Origin of the sequence: Sphaerisporangium album (genome assembly GCF_003323745.1) — a bacterium.
GTDB lineage: Bacteria > Actinomycetota > Actinomycetes > Streptosporangiales > Streptosporangiaceae > Sphaerisporangium > Sphaerisporangium album.
Map to the genome: position 1 here is coordinate 166,327 of NZ_QOIL01000009.1, position 18,696 is coordinate 185,022.

Consider the following 18,696-nt stretch of genomic DNA (forward strand, 5'->3'; position numbering starts at 1 on the left):
CGGCGGGACGTTCGGCCCTGCCCGCCACCTGCGCCTTCCTACGCATGGTGACCACCTAACCCCTAACGTACGACGCCGCGGGAGCCGGTGGTATACCGGCCCGCCGACGGAACGCCCCGCGGAAACGCGCGCACGCCGCGGGTGACGATCCGGTCGTGAACTGCCCACTATGCGGGCCGGAAAGCCCAAAGAAATCCAAAACTCACCTCGCGGCCGGGCCGGATGCCGGACTCGTACCGGAATCGCCTGGACTTAATTGGCCCCGCTCGGACGGGTGTAGCGGTGCTTGACCCCGGGAGGGAAGAACTCCGGGTCGCCGGTCCCCCGCAGCACCACCGCCGGAGTCTGGTACTCCGGCGGGACGTAGTGGGCGAACTCGCTGTTGAGCCGCAGGAGCTCGGCCCTGATCGACTCGGCGATCACGGGGGCGAGGCCCGGATCCGGCCGGACGCCGGGCGCCAACTCGACGACGACCGACAGGCGGCGGTCGCGGTCGGCGTCCTCCTCGGCCAGCAGCACGAACTTGCCGGTCACCTTCTCGCCGATGTCGGCGCGTTCCAGGCCGACGGTGACGTTCTCGGGGTAGACGTTGGCCCCGAAGAACGACACGGTGAACAGCGAGCGCCCGAAGACGTACACGAAGGGCAGCTTGGGCACGGCCTCGTCCCCGGAGTGCCCCGCCGTGGGATCGAAGTCGTGCTTGCGGCAGAACTCCACCATCGCGTCGAACGGGACGACGCCGCCCTCGTCGGCGATGTGGTAGCGGATCAGCGGGACCCCGTTGTCGCCGGTGAACAGCAGCGTGCCGTCCCGGGTCTCGAAGTAGCGGCTCACCGGGTCGTACTGCACGAGGGTGGGCAACCGGGAGTCGCCGAACAGCTCGCGCGCCGCCTCGGGACGACCGGCCAGGAACCGGCGCGCGCGGATGCTGACCGGCGTCTCGTTGCCGAGCACCCCCGCGTCGGCGGTGCCGTAGAGCGACGCCGAGTCGTGGCAGGGGTCGGTCATGCCCGCCCGGCCGCCGACGAGGTCGCGCCACTGCTCGCTGAACACCTCACCGGCGAGCACGAGGCGGATGTCGTACGCGGGCCAGTCGACGCCCCGGGCCAGCCCGGCGTCCACGACGTTCTTGACGAACGGCGGGTAGCCCAGCAGCACCACCTGGTCGAAGTGCGGCCCGAGCTCGCCGACCACGCGCAGGATCTCGTCCAGGTCGTTGCCGGGCGTGGCGACGGTGATCGGGTAGCCCTTGGCGGCGAGGTGGCGGCAGGAGGCGGCGGTGTACATGCCGCCCACCCAGTTGCCGAGCGCGAAGCAGATGACGGCGAGCGTGCTGCGCCCGGCGGCGCGGAAGCCGTCGCGGAAGACCTGCTCGAAGCGGGCGGCGACGTGCCGCTCGTCGAGGACGGACCTCGGCCAGACGGTCGGCGAGCCGGAGGAGCCGGAGGAGACCGCGACCATGTCGCACGCGTCCAGCCGCCCGTGCCTGCACAGCTGCGGGAGCGGGTAACGGCGGTGGTAGGACTCCTTGTCCAGCAGGGGCAGGCGCGCGAAGTCCTCGACGGTGCGGACGGCCGCCGGGTCGACCCCGTGGTCGCGCAGGAAGCTTCCGTAGGCGGGGACGGTCGCCGCCACATCGTGGAACAGGGCCAGCGCCGTCTCGGCGCCGGGGCCGGGGGTCGTGGCCGGGCGGGTCTCGTAGAACTCGCGCAGCCCGGCCAGCACGCGGCCGGGACGGTCTTCGTCGAACACGGCAGGCTCCATTGCGTTCAGGGACCGGGATCAAGCTTCGCAGGTTCCGCCGGTCAGGTCCCGTTTTCCGCGCTCCAGGGGGTGACGGACGTGACAGATGGGAGTCATGGAAAGGTTGCGATTCATGCGAAAATCTGTGAAGTTTCCGGACACGCGCTGTCGGACCTGCTAAGAAGATGCGCGGCCGAAATGTACAACAGAGAGGCTCGGTATGGACCGCGACGGCACCCCGAGATCCCACGAAGAGGATCCTCTGAAGCAGACCGGTCCTTTGGGCGTCACGTGGACCGGCGAGCCGGAGACCCCGGCGGGCGACGTCCTGTCCGACGGCTGGACTCCGGGCCACGAGCCCTCCCACCTGCCCGGGGACGACACGCAGAACCGGGAGCACTCGGACTACGACCGCACCGGTTACGAGGGCGTGGCCTTCGAAGGCTCCGCGTACGAAGGCTCCGTGTACGAGGGCGCCGACCACTACGCGAAGGACGACCGCGAGCACGGCGACGAACCGCAGGCGGGCGAGCGCGCGTACGACACGGCCGAGGATTACGACCGGCCGGAAGGCTACGCGCGCCCGGACGACGACGGCTGGGGCCCCGACCGCACCGAGTACGACCCCGAGTCCGAGCCGCGCACGGGCTTCCTCGGCTCCGGCTGGACGGGCGAGAGCGACCCCGAGGAGGAGGAGAAGGGCGGCCAGAACCGGCGGCTCATCCTCGCCATGGTGGCGATCGTCGTCCTCGCCGTCTCCGGCGGCTGGATCGTCTCGTCCTCGGTCGGCTCCAAGCCGCAGGCGGCGTGCTCGCCGCCGTCCAAGTGCGCCCCCGCGGGCGACCCGCTGCCCGCGCTGAGCGACTCCCCGACGACCGAGCCCAGCCTCGACCCCACGGCCGGTCCCACCGACGTGCCGACCCCGACGCCGGAGGCGACCACGCCCTCGCCCGGCGAGACGACCGGAGCGCCGCGGACGACCGCTCCGGCGCGGGTCAGCCACCCGCCCACGACGCGGCCGTCCCCCACCCGCACCCGCGAGCGCACGCAGGACCCGCAGCGGCCGCGGGGCACCGCCGAGCCGGAGGTGCCGGACCCGCAGACCTCCGACGAGCCCGAGCCGACCAAGTCGGCGTCCCCCACGCCTCCTCCGCCGCCGCCCACGACCGAGGCGCCGCAGCCCGCGCCGAGCCCCACCAAGAGCAAGAGAAGCGGCGGCCTGCTGGACTGGCTCTTCTGAGCCGTTCCGGCCGGGTACCCAGGCTCCGCCGCTGTCCGGCGGTTACGGACTCGGCGATACTCTTGGTAATGCTATAGTCACGCCTAGCTATGGAGATTGTCAGCGGATTGCCACGTCACGTGGCTTGTGTGATGGACGGGAACGGGCGGTGGGCCGCGCGGCGATCGCTGCCGCGCACCGCGGGCCACGAGGCGGCGGAGGCCGCCGTGATCGACACGATCGAGGCGGCACGCTCGGCCGGCATCCAGTGGCTGAGCCTGTACGCCTTCTCCACCGAGAACTGGCAGAGGCCGGCGGGCGAGGTCGACGTCCTGATGAGGCTCGTGCGCCGGACCATCCGCAAGCACGCACCGGCGTTGCACGCGCGAGGCGTCCGGTGCAGGTTCCTGGGCATGGCCGATCCGCGGATCCCACCACCGCTGGCTCAGGACATCACCGATCTGACGACGCTCACCAGTGACAACAGGCGAATGACGCTGACGATCGCCTTCGACCACGGGGGACGTCGCGACATCGTGGAGGCCGCCCGTTCGCTGATCCGCGCGGCCGTGCCCGCCGAGCAGGTCACCGAGGCCACCTTCGCCCGGCACCTCCCCTACTCCGACACGCCGGATGTGGACCTGGTCATCCGTACCTCCGGAGAGCAACGGATCTCCAACTTCATGCTCTGGCAGGTGGCCTACGCCGAATGGGTCTTCCCGCGGGTGCTGTGGCCCGACTTTCGCGCGACCCACCTCTGGGAATGCCTCGACGCCTACCGGCGGCGCCAGCGCCGCTTCGGCGATGTCCGCCGGCCGGCCGCCACGACGGGAGAGGGAGTTCGATGAACCAGACCACCGCGGAGGAGACCGTCGACGTCTTCGGGCCGGACTCGATGCTGCGCCGCCTCGTCAACGAGGCACGCTGGAGCCTCGCGGTCGCCCGCGCCACGGTTCTGGAGGCCGCGCACCCGCAGATCGGCATGGCGTTGATCGGCAACTCGACGTTCGTGACGCATCCGTGGCGGCGTCTGCGCAACACCGTGGTGAGCACGCAGCGGATGCTCGACCCTGACCGGCACGTTCGCGGCCGAGAGGCGGCTCGCCTCAACCGCCTGCACGCCCGCATCTCCGGCACCGACCCGCACGGCCGCCGCTACGACGCGATGGACGCCGAGGCACGCGCCTGGGTGGTGGCGACCCTGTTCGAGTCGGCGGTGACGATGTACCGGCTGAGCGGCGAGTCCCTCGACGGGCCGGCGATGGAACGGCTCTACGCCGAGTTCCGTACGGTCCTGGCCCTGATCGAGGGCGACAGCGACCGGCTCCCCGCGACGTTGCGGGAGTTCTGGGACTACTACGACGACATGATCGACCATCGCCTGGAGAACACCGAGGCGGTGCGCGTCATCCTCTACCGGCTCTTCGCCAACGTGCCCGCGCCGCCCCTGCTGCGCGGCCATCCCGCGGTGTGGGCCGCGGGCCGGGCCGTGGCAGGCCCTGTGGCCGCCGCGATCACCATCGCGTCCCTGCCGGAATCGTTCTGCCGGCGTGCCGCCCTGCCCGACCTCCCAGGGGCGCGGGCGCTCATGCACGGGGCCTACCTGGCCACCGGGCTCGCCACCCGCCTGCTTCCTGACGGCTGGACGCACGTCGGCTCGTTCATGAGCCTGTTGGATCCCGACCACGCCGGTGGCTCCGGGCCGTGGCAGAACGTGCGCCGCAGGGCCGATCAGGCCGCGGCCCTGCTCAGGCTCCTCTCCCCGGCTCCCGACGAGATGGATCAAGTCACCCGCTCGGCCGACCGGTTCTTCGCCGAGGTCCTGGACCAGACCGGGGACGGCTACCTCGCCTGGCCCGACCTGGCCGCCATGGCCAGAGAGGTCGCCACCCGGCTCGACCTGGGTGAACAGGACGAGGAGCGGCTTTACGACGCCTACGCCGCCTGGTGGCGGGAGTTGCAGACCGAGCTCGACACCGACGGCGACGGACGCGTCACGCGCCGGGAGTACGCCGCCTCGGCCGCCCTTCTGCCCGGCTCCGGGCTGATCAAGATCGCCGACGTGCTGTTCGACGTCACCGACGTCGACGACGACCAGATGATCGACGCCCAGGAGTATCGGACGTTGTTCCGCACGGCCTTCCACCGCGATCTGACCGGCGGAGGCGACGGCTACTCGCGCAGCGCCTTCGTCAGGCGGTTCGTGTCCTTCATGTCCGGGCAGCAGCACTCGGTCGCCTACGATTCCCTGCTCTCCTAGCCCGGCTGAGCCGGGGGGCAAGGCCGACGTCGGGTCAGCGCCGCTTGAGCGCCCGGCGTACGGCCCACACGACCAGGCCGGCGGCGAGCACCGCGCCGCCGGTCAGCGTGGCGGACAGCGGCAGGCTGAAGGCCAGCAGCAGACAACCCGCCAGCCCCACGACCGGGATCGCGCGGGGCGGCCGGCCCTCGGCGGCGGACAGCGTCAGGGCCGAGGCGTTGGCGATCGCGTAGTACACGAGCACGCCGAACGACGAGAAGCCGATCGCGCCCCGCACTTCGGCGACCGCGGCGACGACGGCCACCGCCGCGCCGACCGCCGTCTCGGCGTGGTGTGGCACGCCGGTGCGCGGGTGCACGGCGTCGAGGACGCGCGGCAGGTGCCCGTCCCTGGCCATCGCCAGGACCGTCCGAGAGACGCCGAGCAGCAGCGCGAGCAGCGACCCGAGCGCCGCGACCGCCGCCCCGGCCGTGACCAGCGGTGCCAGCGGCGCGGCTCCGGCGGCGCGCACCGCGTCGGCGATCGGCGCGGCGGCCCGCGCCAGCCCCCCGGGGCCGAGGACGGCGAGCAGGGCGACCGCCACGGCGGCGTAGGTGACCAGCGTGACGCCGAGGGCGAGCGGGACGGCCCGGGGGATCGTCCTGGCCGGGTCGCGCACCTCCTCGCCGAGCGTGGCGATGCGGGCGTATCCCGCGAACGCGAAGAAGAGCAGGGCGGCGGCCTGGACGACACCGCCCGCTTCCAGGGCGTGGGGCTCCAGCCGGGCGAGGTCCGCGCGTCCACTGGTGAGGCAGGCCACGACCACGACGGCCAGCACGGCGAGGACGACGGCGACGATCACGCGGGTCGCCCAGGCGGCCTTGCGCACGCCCGCGTAGTTCAGGGCGGTGAGCGCCACCACGGCGGCCACCGCGACGAGGTTCTCGTGTCCGGGCCAGGCGTACGCGCCGACGGTCAGCGCCATGGCGGCGCAGCTCGCGCTCTTGCCCGCCACGAACCCCCACCCGGCGAGGTAGCCCCACACCTCGCCCAGCCGCTCGCGGCCGTACACGTACGTGCCGCCCGAGGCCGGGTACCGCGCCGCGAGCCGGGCCGAGGACGTCGCGTTGCAGTACGCCACCAGGGCGGCGAGGCCGAGGGCGGGTAACAGCCCCGCTCCGGCGGCCGAGGCCGCGGGGGCGAACGCGGCGAAGACGCCGGCGCCGATCATGGACCCGAGGCCGATCACCACGGCGTCGCCGACGCCGAGCCTCCGCGCGAGCCTCGCCGGGGACGCCGGGTCGTTCGTCCTGGATTCGTTCATCGGCGCTCATCCGGGGGTGGGGTCGCCCGTCGCCGGGCGCGGCGGCGGATCAGGTGGCGGGCGACGAGGGCCACGACGACGACCCCCGCCGCGGTCAGGACGTACGTCTGGTACTTGGAGAACTCCCGGTAGATCGCCGTGATGTGGAACCCGGCCGCGTACCCGAGGCCCGCCCACGTCCCGGCCCACAGCAGCGCCCCGATGACGTTGAAGAGCAGGAACCGGTGCCACGGCATGCCCGTGGTGCCCGCGACCAGGCCGTTCACCTGGCGCAGCCCGTCGATGAACCGCGCGACGACGATGATCGGGGCGCCGCGGCGCTCGAAGAACCCCTCGGCGGCCCGGAACCGCTCCGGGGTGAGGAAGACGTACCGGCCGTAGCGGGTCACCAGCGCCCGCCCGCCGGTGCGGCCGATCAGGTAGCCCAGGTTGTCCCCGAGGACGGCGGCGAGGAAAGCGACCGCGGCGACCGCCACGATGTCGAGCCGCCCGGCCCCCGCGTAGACCGAGGCGGCGATCAGCACGGTCTCTCCCGGCACGGGGACGCCGAAATCCTCCAGGAAGACGAGCGCGCCCACGGCGAGGTAGCCGTAGCGGTCGAGGAGCGGAGCGAGATCGGCCAGCGGGCCCGGCAACGGTGGCGGCGCCATAGCGTCACTGTACGTGCTCGCGCGTGTGACCCGCCGTCACTGCCGCGCGGGTGCGGCCGACGGCGGAGGCGGCGGGGCGTCCTGCGACATCCGGCGGAGGGCGCCGCGCCGCCGGACCGCCATCACGGCCAGCAGGAGCAGGATCGTCGCGGCGGCGAGGCCCGGGCCGAGCAGGGTGCCGAGGGCCTGGTCGGAGGCCCGGTCGGGCGCCCACGCCAGCGCGAGCCTGTCGTACCAGTCCTGGCCCTGGATCGGGCCGGCGAGGAAGACCGCCGCCATCCACACCTGCACGACCAGCGCGACCGCGAGCATCATCATGCGCGTGCCCGCGCCGATCGCCCGCGGCAGCGGGTCCAGGCCGAGCGCGACGCAGAGGAACCACGTGCCGGTCAGCAGGAGCACGGTCCAGACGGCCAGGCGCACGGCGAGGCTCGACTGGGCCGGCTCGAACAGGCCCAGCGCGTAGAAGATCAGGTAGGGCGCGGCGTACAGGCCGAGTGCGGCCCACGGGTGGCTGAGCCGCTGGGCCATGCCGCTCTCGGACGCCCGCCGCAGCGGTGTCCACACCTCGCGCAGCGGCACCAGCGGCGCCGACAGGGCGATCAGCGCGGGGACCAGCGTGCCGACCAGGGCGTACTGCAGGGCGTGCAGCGAGAAGACCGCCGGACCGTACGCGGCCACGCCGCCCGCGGTGGCGTACAGCAGGACGGCCAGGCCCGCGAGCGCGGCGACCGTGCGTCCGACCGGCCAGGACCCTCCGGCGGCGGCCCAGCGCCGCACGCCGAGGAGGTAGGCCGCGGCCAGGCCGAGGACGGCGAGGATCACGATCGGGTCGGGCCGGGTTTCGGTGACCAGGCGCCCGGCCGTGAACGGCTGGAGCGTGTAGCCGAGCAGCTCGTGGGAGGAGTGCACGCTGCCCGCGCGCGGGGGCGGCGTGCGCGACAGGGCGACGGCGAGCCCGATCGTCAGCGCCATGACGCCGACCTCGGCGGTGGCCAGGCGCAGGAACGGCCGGGAGACCGCGCCCGTCTCCAGGGCCGCGATCGTGCGGCGGCGGTGGCGCAGGCCGAACCAGCCGAGCGCGACCAGCGCGGCCGCCTTGCCGAGGAGCAGCAGGCCATAGCGGGACTGCCAGAGCTCGGCGAGGTCGCCGATGCGGATCCAGCCGTTCACCACGCCCGAGAAGCCGACCGCGACGTAGCAGCAAAGCGCGAGCGCGCTGAACCGCCGCACGGCCGGGAGCAGGTCCTTGGACCGGCGCAGGGCCGTCACCAGCCCGAACAGGCCGCCCACCCACAGCGTGACCGCGCCGATGTGCAGCATCAGGCTGGAGACGGCGAGGTTGTGGTCGGCGGCCGAGGCCGAGTGGCCGACGTAGGCGGGGGGCAGGACGGCGAAGACCGCGAGCGCGAGCAGCACGGCCCGTCCCGCGGGGCCGAGCGAGAGGGTGGTGGCGGCGGCGATCAGCAGGGTGATCAGCGTGACCAGCAGGAACGCCTCGCCCTGCGGCACCTCGGTGCTGAAGGTCAGCAGGAAGCCGGACTGCAGCGCCTCGCCGACCGGCAGCCCGAGCAGGTCGGACAACGTCAGGATCTGCGTCATCACCGCCGTGGCGGCCCAGGCGAGGGCCCACTGGCCGGCGGTGCGGGTGATCGCCCGCCGTGCGTCGTCGTCGGGGGCGAGGGCCACGGCGGCGAGCAGCATTCCGACCGTCACCACGGCGCAGGCGTCGTGGACGACCCGGACGAGCGGGAGGCCGAGGGAGGTGAGGAGCCCCGGGGACGGCAGGCCGGGGATGTCGGGCTGCGGCCAGCCGCCTCCGAACCACATGGCCGCCAGGAGCACGGCGAACGCGCCGGCGACGATGAGCGCGTACACGGCCGGGCGCCGCCGGAGAGTGCTCATACTCCTGACTTCCTCGTTTCGGGGGAGAAGCGCGGTGTCATGGTCATCCTGATTATCTTGTTCGCTTGTGATCAAGTATCGCCGGATTCGGCCGTGACGGCGAGAGCTTCGATGGGACTCCCGTGCACACAGGGGTTTTATTCGCCCATGTCATGACTTGGGGGAGCGCGGAGCCCCCTCCGGCGTTTACCTGCTCGCTCACCGGACAGGGCAAGTACGGGATGGTCCCACACAACCAAGGGGGCAGTTCATGGGCACCGACGACAAGATGGCCAACAAGGCCGAGCAGATGAAGGGCAAGGCCAAGAAGGCGGCCGGCGACCTCACCGGCGACGACGAGATGCGCGCGCAGGGCGAGGCCGACGAGGCCAAGGGCAAGGCCAAGCAGGCCGGCGAGCGCGTGAAGGACGCGGCCAAGAACGTCAAGGACGCGTTCAAGCGCTGACGCCGACCATCAACGGCGGGGGCCTCACCTAAGAGCCTCCGCCGCCGCCGTGCCGGAGCCCGACCGGCACGGCGGCAGGGGACGTCGCCCCTGGGGGCCGCTACAGGCGGCGCAGCTCGCCGGCGATGCCCTCGTAGTCCCCGTAGCCCCGGTACACCCGGTGGCCTCCGTACGCGCCGTAGCCGCCGTGGTCCCGGGCACGGACCTCGGCCGGGTCCAGCGAAGGCTCCAGGGAAGGCCCGTCCAGCGGGTGTCCGCCCGTCAGGGTGCGGACCACGTCCTCCTTGTACCGGTTCGCCTCGGCCAGCGTGGCGCCGTCGCGCAGCGCCCTGACCACGTCCTCCTCGGCGTCGGCGTACATGTAGGAGTCCGGGAACACGTCCGTCGAGGGCAGCGCCACCACACCGGCGCCGTCCATGACGACGCACGTGTCCTCGTCGACCACCACCCCGGCGATCTCCACCGGGCCGCCGACGGACGCCACGTGCACGTCGGGCCCCGGCCCCGCCGTGGCCTCGTACAGCGCCCACACCGGCAGGCCGAGGTCGCGAAAGGCGTTCACGTCCCGGACGCCGCCCTCGACCAGCAGGCCCGTCGCGCCCCGGGCGAGCGCGGCGCGGGTGAGGATCTCGCCCCACACCGCCCCTGCCGCCGCCTCCGCGCCCGCGACCACGATCACCCTGTCCTGGAGGTCCTCGTCCATCATGCGGTGCAGGGGGTCCAGGCCCTCGTCTCCCGGCCCCGGCGCGAGTCGTACGGTGCGGGCCCTGCCCAGCAGGCCGAGCGATCGGTGTATGGGACGCAGCGGCGGGCTGAGCCACCCGGTGAGCCCTCGCAGCTGAAGTACGTCCGCGATCGCGGTGGTAGGCGGAACCACGGTATCGATCACCTCTTGTGAAGAGATTTCAAGATCTCGCCGTCTGGAGTCGGCGATGGGATGCCCGGACAACGCGTCGTCGATCTCAGTGACCCCGGCCTGGAGCGGGTCGCCCCCCGTTCACGGCCCGAGCGGGCCGCCCCCGGTTCGCGACGGGTCCGTGGCGGGCCGGCCGCGGTGGAACGGCCCGGCCCGGCGCATCTGGATCGCCTGCCCCCACGGCGAAGGTGTGATGCACGGTGCTTCCTCTCCTCGGCCACCGGAACGGCGGTTCCGGTGCCGTACGAAGGACCTGACGCTCTTTTCGATGCCCTGTGCCGCTCGAATGATCCGGCGAACGCCAACGCCGGTTCATTCACAATAACCGGCTTTTCTCAACGCCAAGAGTCCCGCATCGGCGGAAGTCGACGGTAGTGCCGATGTGTCGGAAAGGGGGGCGGTTTCATTACGGAGAGGCCGGAAGGCGGTTTCGCCCGCCCTGCCGCGGGGCAAGCGCACGCGGCGCCGGGACGAAGGCGCTGGTCGGACCCGGTGGAGGTGAAGCGGTTCACAGCACGCGCACGAGCCGATACGGGCGCTCGCGGGGCGTCAGCCCCCTCCCCAAAGAGACCGGACCTCCTCGTAGACCTTCTGGTCGTGGGAGATCTCGACGACGTTCCCGTCGGGGTCCTTCAGCGCGCAGACGTAGCCCACCGGGGGCGGCAGCGGCATCGGCTCCCAGTGAAGGCACCCGCGCTCACGGGCCAGCCGGGCCGCCTCGTCGACGTCCTCGCGGCGCGGCACCTCCATGCCGAGGTGGGCGAACGGCGTGAGCTGCGGGCATGGCCTGCCCTTGTCCTTGGCGAACTCCACGAGGACGAGGACGAACGGCGTCTCCACCTGCCCGGGGTTGGAGAGCCAGGCATTGCGGCCGTGCTCGTCCTCGTGGGTCGAGACCAGCACGAGCGGCGTCATGGCCGTGTAGAACTCGACGGCCGCGTCGAGATCGGAACTGGGCAGCGCGATGTGCGTCCACCGCGCCTCGGTGAGCCTGGCGCCGGGCATGGGAGCCTCCCTCCGGACCGGCCGCCCCGCGGGCGTACGGCCCTCGACCTTTCCGTCCCCGATTCGCGAACCGATCCGACGGTCTTTTATTCGCCAAGTCGTTCATCGTGCTAAGCGATCAGTGTTTCGTTGATTCGTTGACCGGCCATTCAGTCATCAAGCGCGGACGCGGCGCGCCCGTGCGCGCACGGTTTCCGAACTCATCGTGTCCAGCCGTTTTGTACCCCCCGGGGGCCGGGTCTCCGCGCCGACGCACCGTAGGAGCCGAAAAGTGGACACCGTGTTCCAAATAAGGCCGCCCGCCCAAGGAATGACCGGACGGCCCGTCGCGTTCGGGAGTGTCGGACCCTCCGTATCAGATCTTCAGGAGACACCGATGAGCAAGCTGAACGACGACGCCAAGGCCCTGCTCGACAGGCCCGTGCACGCGTGGGTGACCGCCCTGCGGCCCGACGGATCCCTCCACAGCACCGTGGTGTGGGTGGAGCTCGACGGCGACGACGTCGTGTTCAACACGGCCGTGGGCCGCGCCAAGGAGCGCTTCCTGCGCCAGGACCCCCGCGTCTCCGTCAGCGTGCTCGACCCCGACCACTCCCACCACCTGGTCAGCGTCTCGGGCACCGCGAAGTTCGAGCTGGAAGGCGCCGACGAGACGATCGACCGCCTCGCCAAGAAGTACCTCGGCGCCGACAGCTACCCCTTCCGGCAGCCGGGCGAGCAGCGCGTCAACGTGCGCGTCACCCCCGAGCGCGTGATCCACATGGCCCCCTGACGACCCGCCGCGTGATCCGCGTCCGCGCGGATCACGCGTCTCCGCCTCCCCCCGCGCGTGGCCGGTGTCGCGGACGCCGGTCCCGGCCGGTCGCGAGCGGGGCGAAGCGGCGCAGGCGCAGGCTGTTGGTGACGACGAACACCGACGAGAACGCCATCGCCGCCCCGGCGACCATCGGCGAGAGCAGGCCCGTGGCCGCCAGCGGGATCGCCGCCACGTTGTAGGCGAACGCCCAGAACAGATTGCCCTTGATCGTGCGGAGCGTCCGCCGCGAGAGCCGGATCGCGTCCGCCGCCACGCGCAGGTCGCCGCGCACCAGCGTCAGGTCCGACGCCTCGATCGCGACGTCGGACCCCGTGCCCATCGCCATGCCCAGATCGGCCTGGGCGAGCGCGGCGGCGTCGTTGACGCCGTCCCCGACCATGGCGACCACCCTGCCCTCGGCCTGGAGGCGCTTGACCACGTCCACCTTCCCCGAGGGCAGGACCTCCGCGATCACGTCCTCGGGCGGCACCCCCACCGACGCGGCCACCGTCTCGGCCACCGCCCGGTGGTCGCCGGTGAGCAGCACCGGGCGCAGCCCGAGCTCCTTCAGCCGGGAGACGGCCTCGGCCGAGGTGGGCTTGACGACGTCGGCGACGGTCAGCACCGCGCGCGCCCGGCCGTCCCAGCCGACCGCCACGGCCGTCTCGCCCCGCGCCCGCGCCCCGGCGACCGCCCGCTCCAGCTCGGCCGGCAGGGACTGGCCGTGCTCGGCGAGCAACTCGGGACGTCCGGCCAGCAGGTGACGTCCCTCGACGGCGCCGCGCACGCCGAGCCCTTCCAGGGCGGCGAAGCCGGTCACGCCCGGCAGCCCCTCGCCCGCCGCGTCCGCCACCGCCCTGGCGATCGGATGCTCGGAGGCGGCCTCCAGCGCCCCGGCGAGCCGCAGCACCTCGTCGCGGTCCTCCCCGGGGGCGGGCACGACGTCGACCAGCGTCATCTGCCCGGCGGTGACGGTGCCCGTCTTGTCCAGGACGACGGTGTCCACGCGCCGGGTCGACTCCAGCACCTCGGGCCCCTTGATCAGGATGCCGAGCTGCGCGCCCCGCCCGGTGCCCACCATCAAGGCGGTGGGCGTGGCGAGGCCGAGCGCGCAGGGGCAGGCGATGATCAGCACGGCCACGGCCGCCGTGAACGCCGACGTCGCGCCGGCGTCCGCGTACAGCCGGACCACCAGGGTGCCGAGCGACAGCAGGATCACGATCGGCACGAAGAACTCCGAGACGCGGTCCGCCAGGCGCTGCACCTCGGCCTTGCCGTTCTGGGCGTCCTCGACCAGCCGGGCCATCTGGGCGAGCCTGGTCCCGGCGCCGACGCGGGTCGCCCGCACGACGAGGCGCCCGCCGGCGTTGACCGTGGCGCCGGTGACGGTGTCGCCGGGACGCACCTCGACCGGGACGGACTCTCCCGTGAGCATGGAGGCGTCGACCGCTGAAGCGCCGTCCTCGACCACGCCGTCGGTGGCGATCTTCTCGCCCGGCCGGACGACGAACACGTCGCCCCGGGCCAGGCGCTCGACCGGGACGCGCACCTCGCGGCCGTCCCGCAGGACCGCCACGTCCTTGGCGCCCATCTCCAGCAGCGCCCGCAGCGCGCCGCCCGCCCGCCTCTTGGCCTTCGCCTCCAGATAGCGGCCGGCGAGGATGAAGGTGACGACGCCGGCGGCGGCCTCGAAGTAGATGGTGGACGTGCCGCCCTGGCCCGCCGTCAGCGCGAAGCCGTGGCGCATGCCGGGCGTGCCCGCCGTGCCGAACAGCAGCGCCCACACCGACCAGCCCAGCGCCGCGAGCGTGCCGATCGAGACCAGCGTGTCCATGGTGGCCGCGGCGTGCCGCAGGTTGGCCAGCGTCGCGCGGTGGAAGGGCCACCCGCCGTAGAGGACGACGGGGACGGCCAGGGCGAGCGACAGCCACTGCCAGCCGGGGAACTGGAGCGCGGGGATCATCGCCATGGCGACCACGGGGACGCTCAGGACGATCGACAGCAGGAGCCGCCGGCGCGGCGGCGCGAGATCATCGGCCTCGGGGGCCGCGCTCGGCAGCTCGGCGGTGTAGCCGGCGTTCTCGACCGCGGCCACGAGCTCGCCGGGGGTGACGCCGCCGTCGTACACGACCTTCGCCTTCTCGGTGGCGAAGTTGACCGTGGCGCGCACGCCGTCGAGCCTGTTCAGCTTGCGCTCGACGCGGGAGGCACAGGAGGCGCACGTCATCCCGCCGATGGCGAGCTCGATCTCGCCTCCGGCGGGATGCCTGGTGGTGGCCGATGCCATGTGCGTCTCCTCCCGTTCTTGGTCCATGGTGCGCGAGGTCTCCCGCGTACGCCAATCGCGGCCAGCCTTTATGTCGTAGAACGGTACCCCCCTACCGTTTTATTCGGCAGGGCTCCGGAGCAGGTGAACGCCGGGTTCGAAGGCCGCTCCCGGGGTATCCGGAGCGGACGTCCGACGCCGGAAGCCGGTCCGATACGGTTTCGGCGAACAATTGAACATGTCGCACGGTCTGATCTACTGATGTAGCGGGCTTCGCGGGAGGCGGCACCGTGATCGTCGAACTGCTCTTTCTGCTGGGCGCGCTGGCACTCGTCATCGCGAACGGCGTCTTCGTCGCGGCCGAGTTCTCGCTGGTCACCGTCGAGCGCGGCGAGGTCCAGCGCCTGGCCGCCGCGGGCGACCGGGGCGCCCAGGGCATCCTGGCGGCGATCCGGCGGCTGTCGTTCCAGCTCTCCGGGGCACAGCTCGGCATCACGATCACCTCGCTGCTGCTCGGCGTCACGGCCGAGCCCGCGATCGCCGGGCTGCTGCGCCCCGCCGTCGAGGCCGTTCCCGCCCTGCCCGACCGCGCGGCCGACAGCGTGGCCGCGCTCCTCGGGCTGCTGATCGCCACGGTGAGCCAGATGGTGCTCGGCGAGCTGGTTCCCAAGAACGCCGCCCTGTCGAGGCCGATGATGGTGGCCCGCATGTCCACCCCGCCGCAGCGGGCGTTCTCGGCCGTCTTCGCCCCGCTGATCAAGGCCTGCAACGCCGTCGCCAACGCCATCGTGCGGGGGCTCGGCGCCGAGCCCCAGGACGAGCTGGCCTCCGCGCGCTCCCCCGACGAGCTCGGCCTGCTGATGAGCGCGTCGGCCCAGGCGGGCGCCCTGCCCGGCGGCACCGCCGCCATGCTGCTGCGCGCGCTGCGGTTCGGCGACCGGACGGCGGACGAGGCGATGACCCCCCGCACCGACTGCGCGACCGTCGCCGACGTCGCCAGCGTCGCCGAGTTCCTCACCCTCGCCCGGCACGCGCGGCACCTGCGGCTGCCCGTCACCGGCGGCGACCTGGACGACATCGTCGGCGTGGCGCACGTGACCGGCGCCTTCGCCGTGCCCGAGGGCGAGCGCGCGACCACTCCGGTCTCCGCGATCCGGCGCCCGCCCGTCCTCGTGCCCGAGTCCCTGGACCTCGCGACCCTCCAGGAGCGCCTGTTCGAGGCACGGGAGGAGATGGCCGTCGTCGTCGACGAGTACGGCGGGTTCGCCGGGATCGTCACGGTCGAGGACCTGGCCGAGGAACTGATCGGCGACATCGCCGACGAGTACGACCTGCCCGAGGAGGGCTCGTCCGAGCCCGCGTCCGCGATGCTGGCCGCCGGGACGTCGGTCGCCGTGCCCGCCGGGCTGCGCGCCCACGAGGTCGAGGAGCGCACGGGCTTCCAGATGCCCGAGGGCCCCTACGAGACGCTCGCCGGGCTGCTGATCAGCAGGCTCGGCCGGCTCCCCGACGCGGGCGACAACGTGGCCGTGGACGGCTGGGAGCTGCGGGCCGACGTCGTGCGCCGCCGCAGGATCGAGCGCATCACCCTCACCGCCCCGTCCGAGGAGACCTCGTGACCTCCAGCCATAGACCCGGGGGCGTCCGATGACCCTCCTGGACGCCCTCGCCATCGTGGTACTGCTCGGCGTGAACGGCTTCTTCGTCGGCGCCGAGTTCGCGCTGATCTCCGCGCGGCGCACGCAGATCGAGCCGCTGGCCAAGGAGGGCTCGCGGCGGGCCCGGGCCGTGCTGGGCGCCATGGACGACGTCCCGCTCATGCTCGCCGCCGCGCAGCTCGGCGTGACCCTCGCCTCGCTCGCGCTCGGCGCCGTGGGCGAGCCGGTCCTGGCGCACGCGCTGGAGCCGCTGTTCGCCACGCTGGGCGTGCCGGAGGCGTTCGTGCACCCGATCGCCTTCGCCCTGGCCCTGCTGGTGATCGTCTCCCTGCACGTGATCATCGGCGAGATGGTGCCGAAGAACCTGTCCCTGGCCGGTCCCGACCAGGCGGCCCTCTGGCTCGTGCCGTCCCTGCGGGCCGTCGCCCGCGTCACCCGGCCGCTGCTCGTCGCGATCAACGCGATCTCGGCGGGCGTGCTGCGGGTGCTGAGGATCCCGCCGACCGACGAGATCCGGTCGGTGTTCACCTCCGACGAGATGCCGGCCGTCATCCAGGAGTCGCGCCGGCATCTGCTGCTCGACCAGGACGAGTACGACCGCATGATCGCCGCGCTCGCGCTGCGCGGGCGGGCGGTCGCGTCCGTCATGGTGCCCGTCGCGGAGGTCGTCACCCTGCCCACGACGACCACCGCGGCCGACCTGCAGGAGTACGCCGGGCGGCACGGCCACTCCCGGTTCCCGGTGCGCGGCGACGGCCCCGGCGGGATGGCGGGCTACCTGCACGTGCTGGACGCGCTGAACGGGCACGCGCCGGACGAGCCCCTGCCGGCCCGCCCGCTGCCGATCGTCCACCGCGGCGCCTCGCTGGCCGACGTGCTGGCCACGATGCGCAAGCGGCGGGCGCAACTCGCCGGGATCAGCGACGACGGCGGGGCTCTGGTGGGCGTCGTGACGCTGGAGGACGTGCTCACCGGGCTCCTGCACCACGCCCAGCAGGAGACTTCCGGCTAGGGAGGCAGGCAAGGCGGCTTAAGTCATGGTTTACGGTCTTTCGAGCTGACTGTCAGCTTCCACTGATTTTGACCCAGTAGGGTGACCCGGTGGTTAGGAAGGCCGAGATCAGGGGTAGCGCGGTCGAAATGCCCGTCGCCCCACGCACGCAGACCCCCGCACCCCCCGGCCCCGCCCGCTCCGAATCGCCCCGCGCGCCCCGGCAGTCCTGGCTGGACGCCCTGCGCGGGCTGGCCGCGCTCGTCGTCGTCTTCGAGCACTCGCTGGACGCCCTGCTACCGGAGATCCGCGGGACGGTCAGCCCCTGGTTCGACTTCGGGCAGTACGGCGTGCTCCTGTTCTTCCTGATCAGCGGCTACGTCGTGCCCGTCTCGCTCGAACGGCGCGGCAGCGTGCGCGGCTTCTGGATCACCCGCTTCTTCCGCATCTACCCCCTGTGGGCGGTGGCGGCGGTCATCGGCACCGCGTTCGCGGTCGCCGGGGTGTACTCCGTCCTGCCCGGGCAGACCGCCGACCGACCATGGACGTCCCTGCTGGCTCACCTCACCATGCTCCAGGACCTGCTCCAGGTGCCCAGCGTGGTGAACGTCTTCTGGACCCTCTCCTACGAGATGGCGTTCTACCTGCTCGTCACCGCGCTGTTCGTCTTCGGCGGGCGCCGGGCGGGCGCGGGGACGTCGCTGTCGTTCGCGGCGTGCGGGCTCGTCGCCGGGGCGCTCGTCCCCGCCGGCCTGCTGTCCCGGTACATGGGAGGAACCGTCCTGGTGGGCGTCGTGACGGTCGCCGTGCTCGGCGGGATCGCCGCGGTCGTCAGCGCCGACCGGGAGGCGCGCGCGCGGGGCGCCGCCGTCATCGCCGTCCTCGCCCTGGTGCTCCTCACCTTCAACAGCAGGGTCGGCGCCTGGCAGAGTCTGGTCATCCTGGCCACGATGTTCGGCGGCACCGCGATCTACCGCCTCCAGCACTGCTCCGCCCCCGCGCGGACCCGCTGGATGATCGCCCTCGTGCCCGTCGTCTCCGTCGCCGCGGCGGTGCTGCTCGGCCCGGGCTGGGGCATGACGGAGGCCGCGGAGCAGGCGTTCAAGTGGAGCTGGTCCACCGCCGTCGTCGGGGCCTGGCTCACCTTCGTCGCCGGCCTGGCGCTGCGCCACCGCGTGGTCTCGCCGGTGCTCGTCTGGCTCGGCCTGGTGAGCTACTCCGTCTACCTGCTGCACCCGCTGATCCTGCAGGTCGTCCGCAGGCTCACCATGGACCCGTCGCAGATCACGCTGCCGGGCCGCCTGGCATGGGAGGCGGCCCTGTTCGCGGCGGTGATCGTCTGCGCCGCGCTGGGCCATCGCTTCGTCGAGAAACCCGCCCAGCGGACGGGTCGCCGCCTGGCGAACTCGGCCGCCCGCGAGGGCCTGTGAGGACCTGTCCCGGGTCCCTCCGGTGACCGCTGAGGCGCCTGTTTCACCTGGAAAAATGAGTATTTGATGCGAATACCGCGACAGGGGACCCCAAACATCCCTCCCGTCG

15 protein-coding genes are annotated in these 18,696 nt (G+C 72.7%); 8 read left to right on the forward strand and 7 right to left on the reverse strand.

Translation table 11 applies throughout. The features are described 5' to 3' along the window. Positions 1-252 precede the first annotated feature (252 nt). The gene (locus DQ384_RS17645) at positions 253-1,752 is read right to left on the reverse strand and encodes a phenylacetate--CoA ligase family protein (RefSeq protein ID WP_245966562.1); all 1,500 of its coding nucleotides are present in this window, start codon (positions 1,750-1,752) and stop codon (positions 253-255) included. Between the two features lie 271 nt (positions 1,753-2,023). Between DQ384_RS17645 and DQ384_RS17650 the strand changes: the two genes are divergently transcribed. The 3 genes from DQ384_RS17650 to DQ384_RS17660 all read left to right on the forward strand — a co-directional run bounded on the left by DQ384_RS17650 (position 2,024) and on the right by DQ384_RS17660 (position 5,222). Further along, entirely contained in the window at positions 2,024-2,983 is a 960-nt protein-coding gene (locus DQ384_RS17650; RefSeq protein WP_147268813.1) for a hypothetical protein, read from the forward strand. Between the two features lie 89 nt (positions 2,984-3,072). Further along, complete coding sequence (gene uppS, locus DQ384_RS17655; RefSeq protein WP_181871267.1) at positions 3,073-3,810, forward strand: polyprenyl diphosphate synthase; 738 nt, start codon at positions 3,073-3,075, stop codon at positions 3,808-3,810. Beyond that, positions 3,807-5,222: an EF-hand domain-containing protein gene (locus tag DQ384_RS17660; protein WP_114029931.1), complete on the forward strand. Its 1,416-nt coding sequence runs from the start codon at positions 3,807-3,809 to the stop codon at positions 5,220-5,222. The genes uppS and DQ384_RS17660 overlap by 4 nt, the downstream gene beginning before the upstream one ends. A 34-nt stretch (positions 5,223-5,256) precedes the next feature. Here DQ384_RS17660 and DQ384_RS17665 read toward each other — a convergent pair whose 3' ends face one another. From DQ384_RS17665 to DQ384_RS17675, 3 genes are read right to left on the reverse strand one after another with little or no spacing between them, the layout of a single operon-like run. Further along, complete coding sequence (locus DQ384_RS17665; RefSeq protein ID WP_114029932.1) at positions 5,257-6,525, reverse strand: APC family permease; 1,269 nt, start codon at positions 6,523-6,525, stop codon at positions 5,257-5,259. Beyond that, positions 6,522-7,175: a DedA family protein gene (locus tag DQ384_RS17670; RefSeq protein WP_114029933.1), complete on the reverse strand. Its 654-nt coding sequence runs from the start codon at positions 7,173-7,175 to the stop codon at positions 6,522-6,524. The genes DQ384_RS17665 and DQ384_RS17670 overlap by 4 nt, the downstream gene beginning before the upstream one ends. A 36-nt stretch (positions 7,176-7,211) precedes the next feature. Then, positions 7,212-9,080: a bifunctional copper resistance protein CopD/cytochrome c oxidase assembly protein gene (locus DQ384_RS17675; RefSeq protein WP_114029934.1), complete on the reverse strand. Its 1,869-nt coding sequence runs from the start codon at positions 9,078-9,080 to the stop codon at positions 7,212-7,214. A gap of 250 nt (positions 9,081-9,330) precedes the next feature. Between DQ384_RS17675 and DQ384_RS17680 the strand changes: the two genes are divergently transcribed. After that, positions 9,331-9,525: a CsbD family protein gene (locus tag DQ384_RS17680; protein ID WP_114029935.1), complete on the forward strand. Its 195-nt coding sequence runs from the start codon at positions 9,331-9,333 to the stop codon at positions 9,523-9,525. A gap of 100 nt (positions 9,526-9,625) precedes the next feature. On the opposite strand, the gene DQ384_RS17685 is transcribed toward DQ384_RS17680, so the two are convergent. Together DQ384_RS17685 and DQ384_RS17690 are read right to left on the reverse strand one after the other, a co-directional pair. Then, positions 9,626-10,402 carry an RraA family protein gene (locus DQ384_RS17685; RefSeq protein WP_181871268.1) on the reverse strand — a complete coding sequence of 259 codons (777 nt, stop codon included), beginning with the start codon at positions 10,400-10,402 and terminating at the stop codon, positions 9,626-9,628. Positions 10,403-10,990: 588 nt separating this feature from the next. Continuing rightward, on the reverse strand, positions 10,991-11,446 hold the full coding sequence (locus tag DQ384_RS17690; protein ID WP_114029937.1) for a VOC family protein: 456 nt from the start codon (positions 11,444-11,446) through the stop codon (positions 10,991-10,993). A gap of 376 nt (positions 11,447-11,822) precedes the next feature. Here DQ384_RS17690 and DQ384_RS17695 point away from each other — a divergent pair, with 376 nt between their 5' ends. Further along, positions 11,823-12,218, forward strand: a complete 396-nt coding sequence (locus tag DQ384_RS17695; RefSeq protein ID WP_114029938.1) for a PPOX class F420-dependent oxidoreductase — start codon at positions 11,823-11,825, stop codon at positions 12,216-12,218. 31 nt (positions 12,219-12,249) lie between these two features. Here DQ384_RS17695 and DQ384_RS17700 read toward each other — a convergent pair whose 3' ends face one another. After that, positions 12,250-14,529, reverse strand: a complete 2,280-nt coding sequence (locus tag DQ384_RS17700) for a heavy metal translocating P-type ATPase (protein ID WP_114029939.1) — start codon at positions 14,527-14,529, stop codon at positions 12,250-12,252. Positions 14,530-14,798: 269 nt separating this feature from the next. Here DQ384_RS17700 and DQ384_RS17705 point away from each other — a divergent pair, with 269 nt between their 5' ends. The 3 genes from DQ384_RS17705 to DQ384_RS17715 all read left to right on the forward strand — a co-directional run bounded on the left by DQ384_RS17705 (position 14,799) and on the right by DQ384_RS17715 (position 18,587). Then, a complete protein-coding gene (locus DQ384_RS17705) occupies positions 14,799-16,127 on the forward strand; it encodes a hemolysin family protein (protein WP_220182991.1) in 1,329 nt (442 codons plus the stop codon). Positions 16,128-16,155: 28 nt separating this feature from the next. Further along, the gene (locus DQ384_RS17710) at positions 16,156-17,178 is read left to right on the forward strand and encodes a hemolysin family protein (protein WP_114029940.1); all 1,023 of its coding nucleotides are present in this window, start codon (positions 16,156-16,158) and stop codon (positions 17,176-17,178) included. A gap of 128 nt (positions 17,179-17,306) precedes the next feature. Further along, a complete protein-coding gene (locus DQ384_RS17715; RefSeq protein WP_114029941.1) occupies positions 17,307-18,587 on the forward strand; it encodes an acyltransferase family protein in 1,281 nt (426 codons plus the stop codon). The last annotated feature ends 109 nt before the right edge of the window (positions 18,588-18,696 follow it).

Excerpts from the sequence above, each read along its gene's own strand:
- uppS (WP_181871267.1), top strand. The coding sequence starts at position 3,073 with ATGGAGATTGTCAGCGGATTGCCACGTCACGTGGCTTGTGTGATGGAC.
- DQ384_RS17660 (WP_114029931.1), top strand. The coding sequence starts at position 3,807 with ATGAACCAGACCACCGCGGAGGAGACCGTCGACGTCTTCGGGCCGGAC.
- DQ384_RS17665 (WP_114029932.1), bottom strand. The coding sequence starts at position 6,525 with ATGAACGAATCCAGGACGAACGACCCGGCGTCCCCGGCGAGGCTCGCG.
- DQ384_RS17670 (WP_114029933.1), bottom strand. The coding sequence starts at position 7,175 with ATGGCGCCGCCACCGTTGCCGGGCCCGCTGGCCGATCTCGCTCCGCTC.
- DQ384_RS17675 (WP_114029934.1), bottom strand. The coding sequence starts at position 9,080 with ATGAGCACTCTCCGGCGGCGCCCGGCCGTGTACGCGCTCATCGTCGCC.
- DQ384_RS17680 (WP_114029935.1), top strand. The coding sequence starts at position 9,331 with ATGGGCACCGACGACAAGATGGCCAACAAGGCCGAGCAGATGAAGGGC.
- DQ384_RS17690 (WP_114029937.1), bottom strand. The coding sequence starts at position 11,446 with ATGCCCGGCGCCAGGCTCACCGAGGCGCGGTGGACGCACATCGCGCTG.
- DQ384_RS17695 (WP_114029938.1), top strand. The coding sequence starts at position 11,823 with ATGAGCAAGCTGAACGACGACGCCAAGGCCCTGCTCGACAGGCCCGTG.
- DQ384_RS17700 (WP_114029939.1), bottom strand. The coding sequence starts at position 14,529 with ATGGCATCGGCCACCACCAGGCATCCCGCCGGAGGCGAGATCGAGCTC.
- DQ384_RS17710 (WP_114029940.1), top strand. The coding sequence starts at position 16,156 with ATGACCCTCCTGGACGCCCTCGCCATCGTGGTACTGCTCGGCGTGAAC.
- DQ384_RS17715 (WP_114029941.1), top strand. The coding sequence starts at position 17,307 with ATGCCCGTCGCCCCACGCACGCAGACCCCCGCACCCCCCGGCCCCGCC.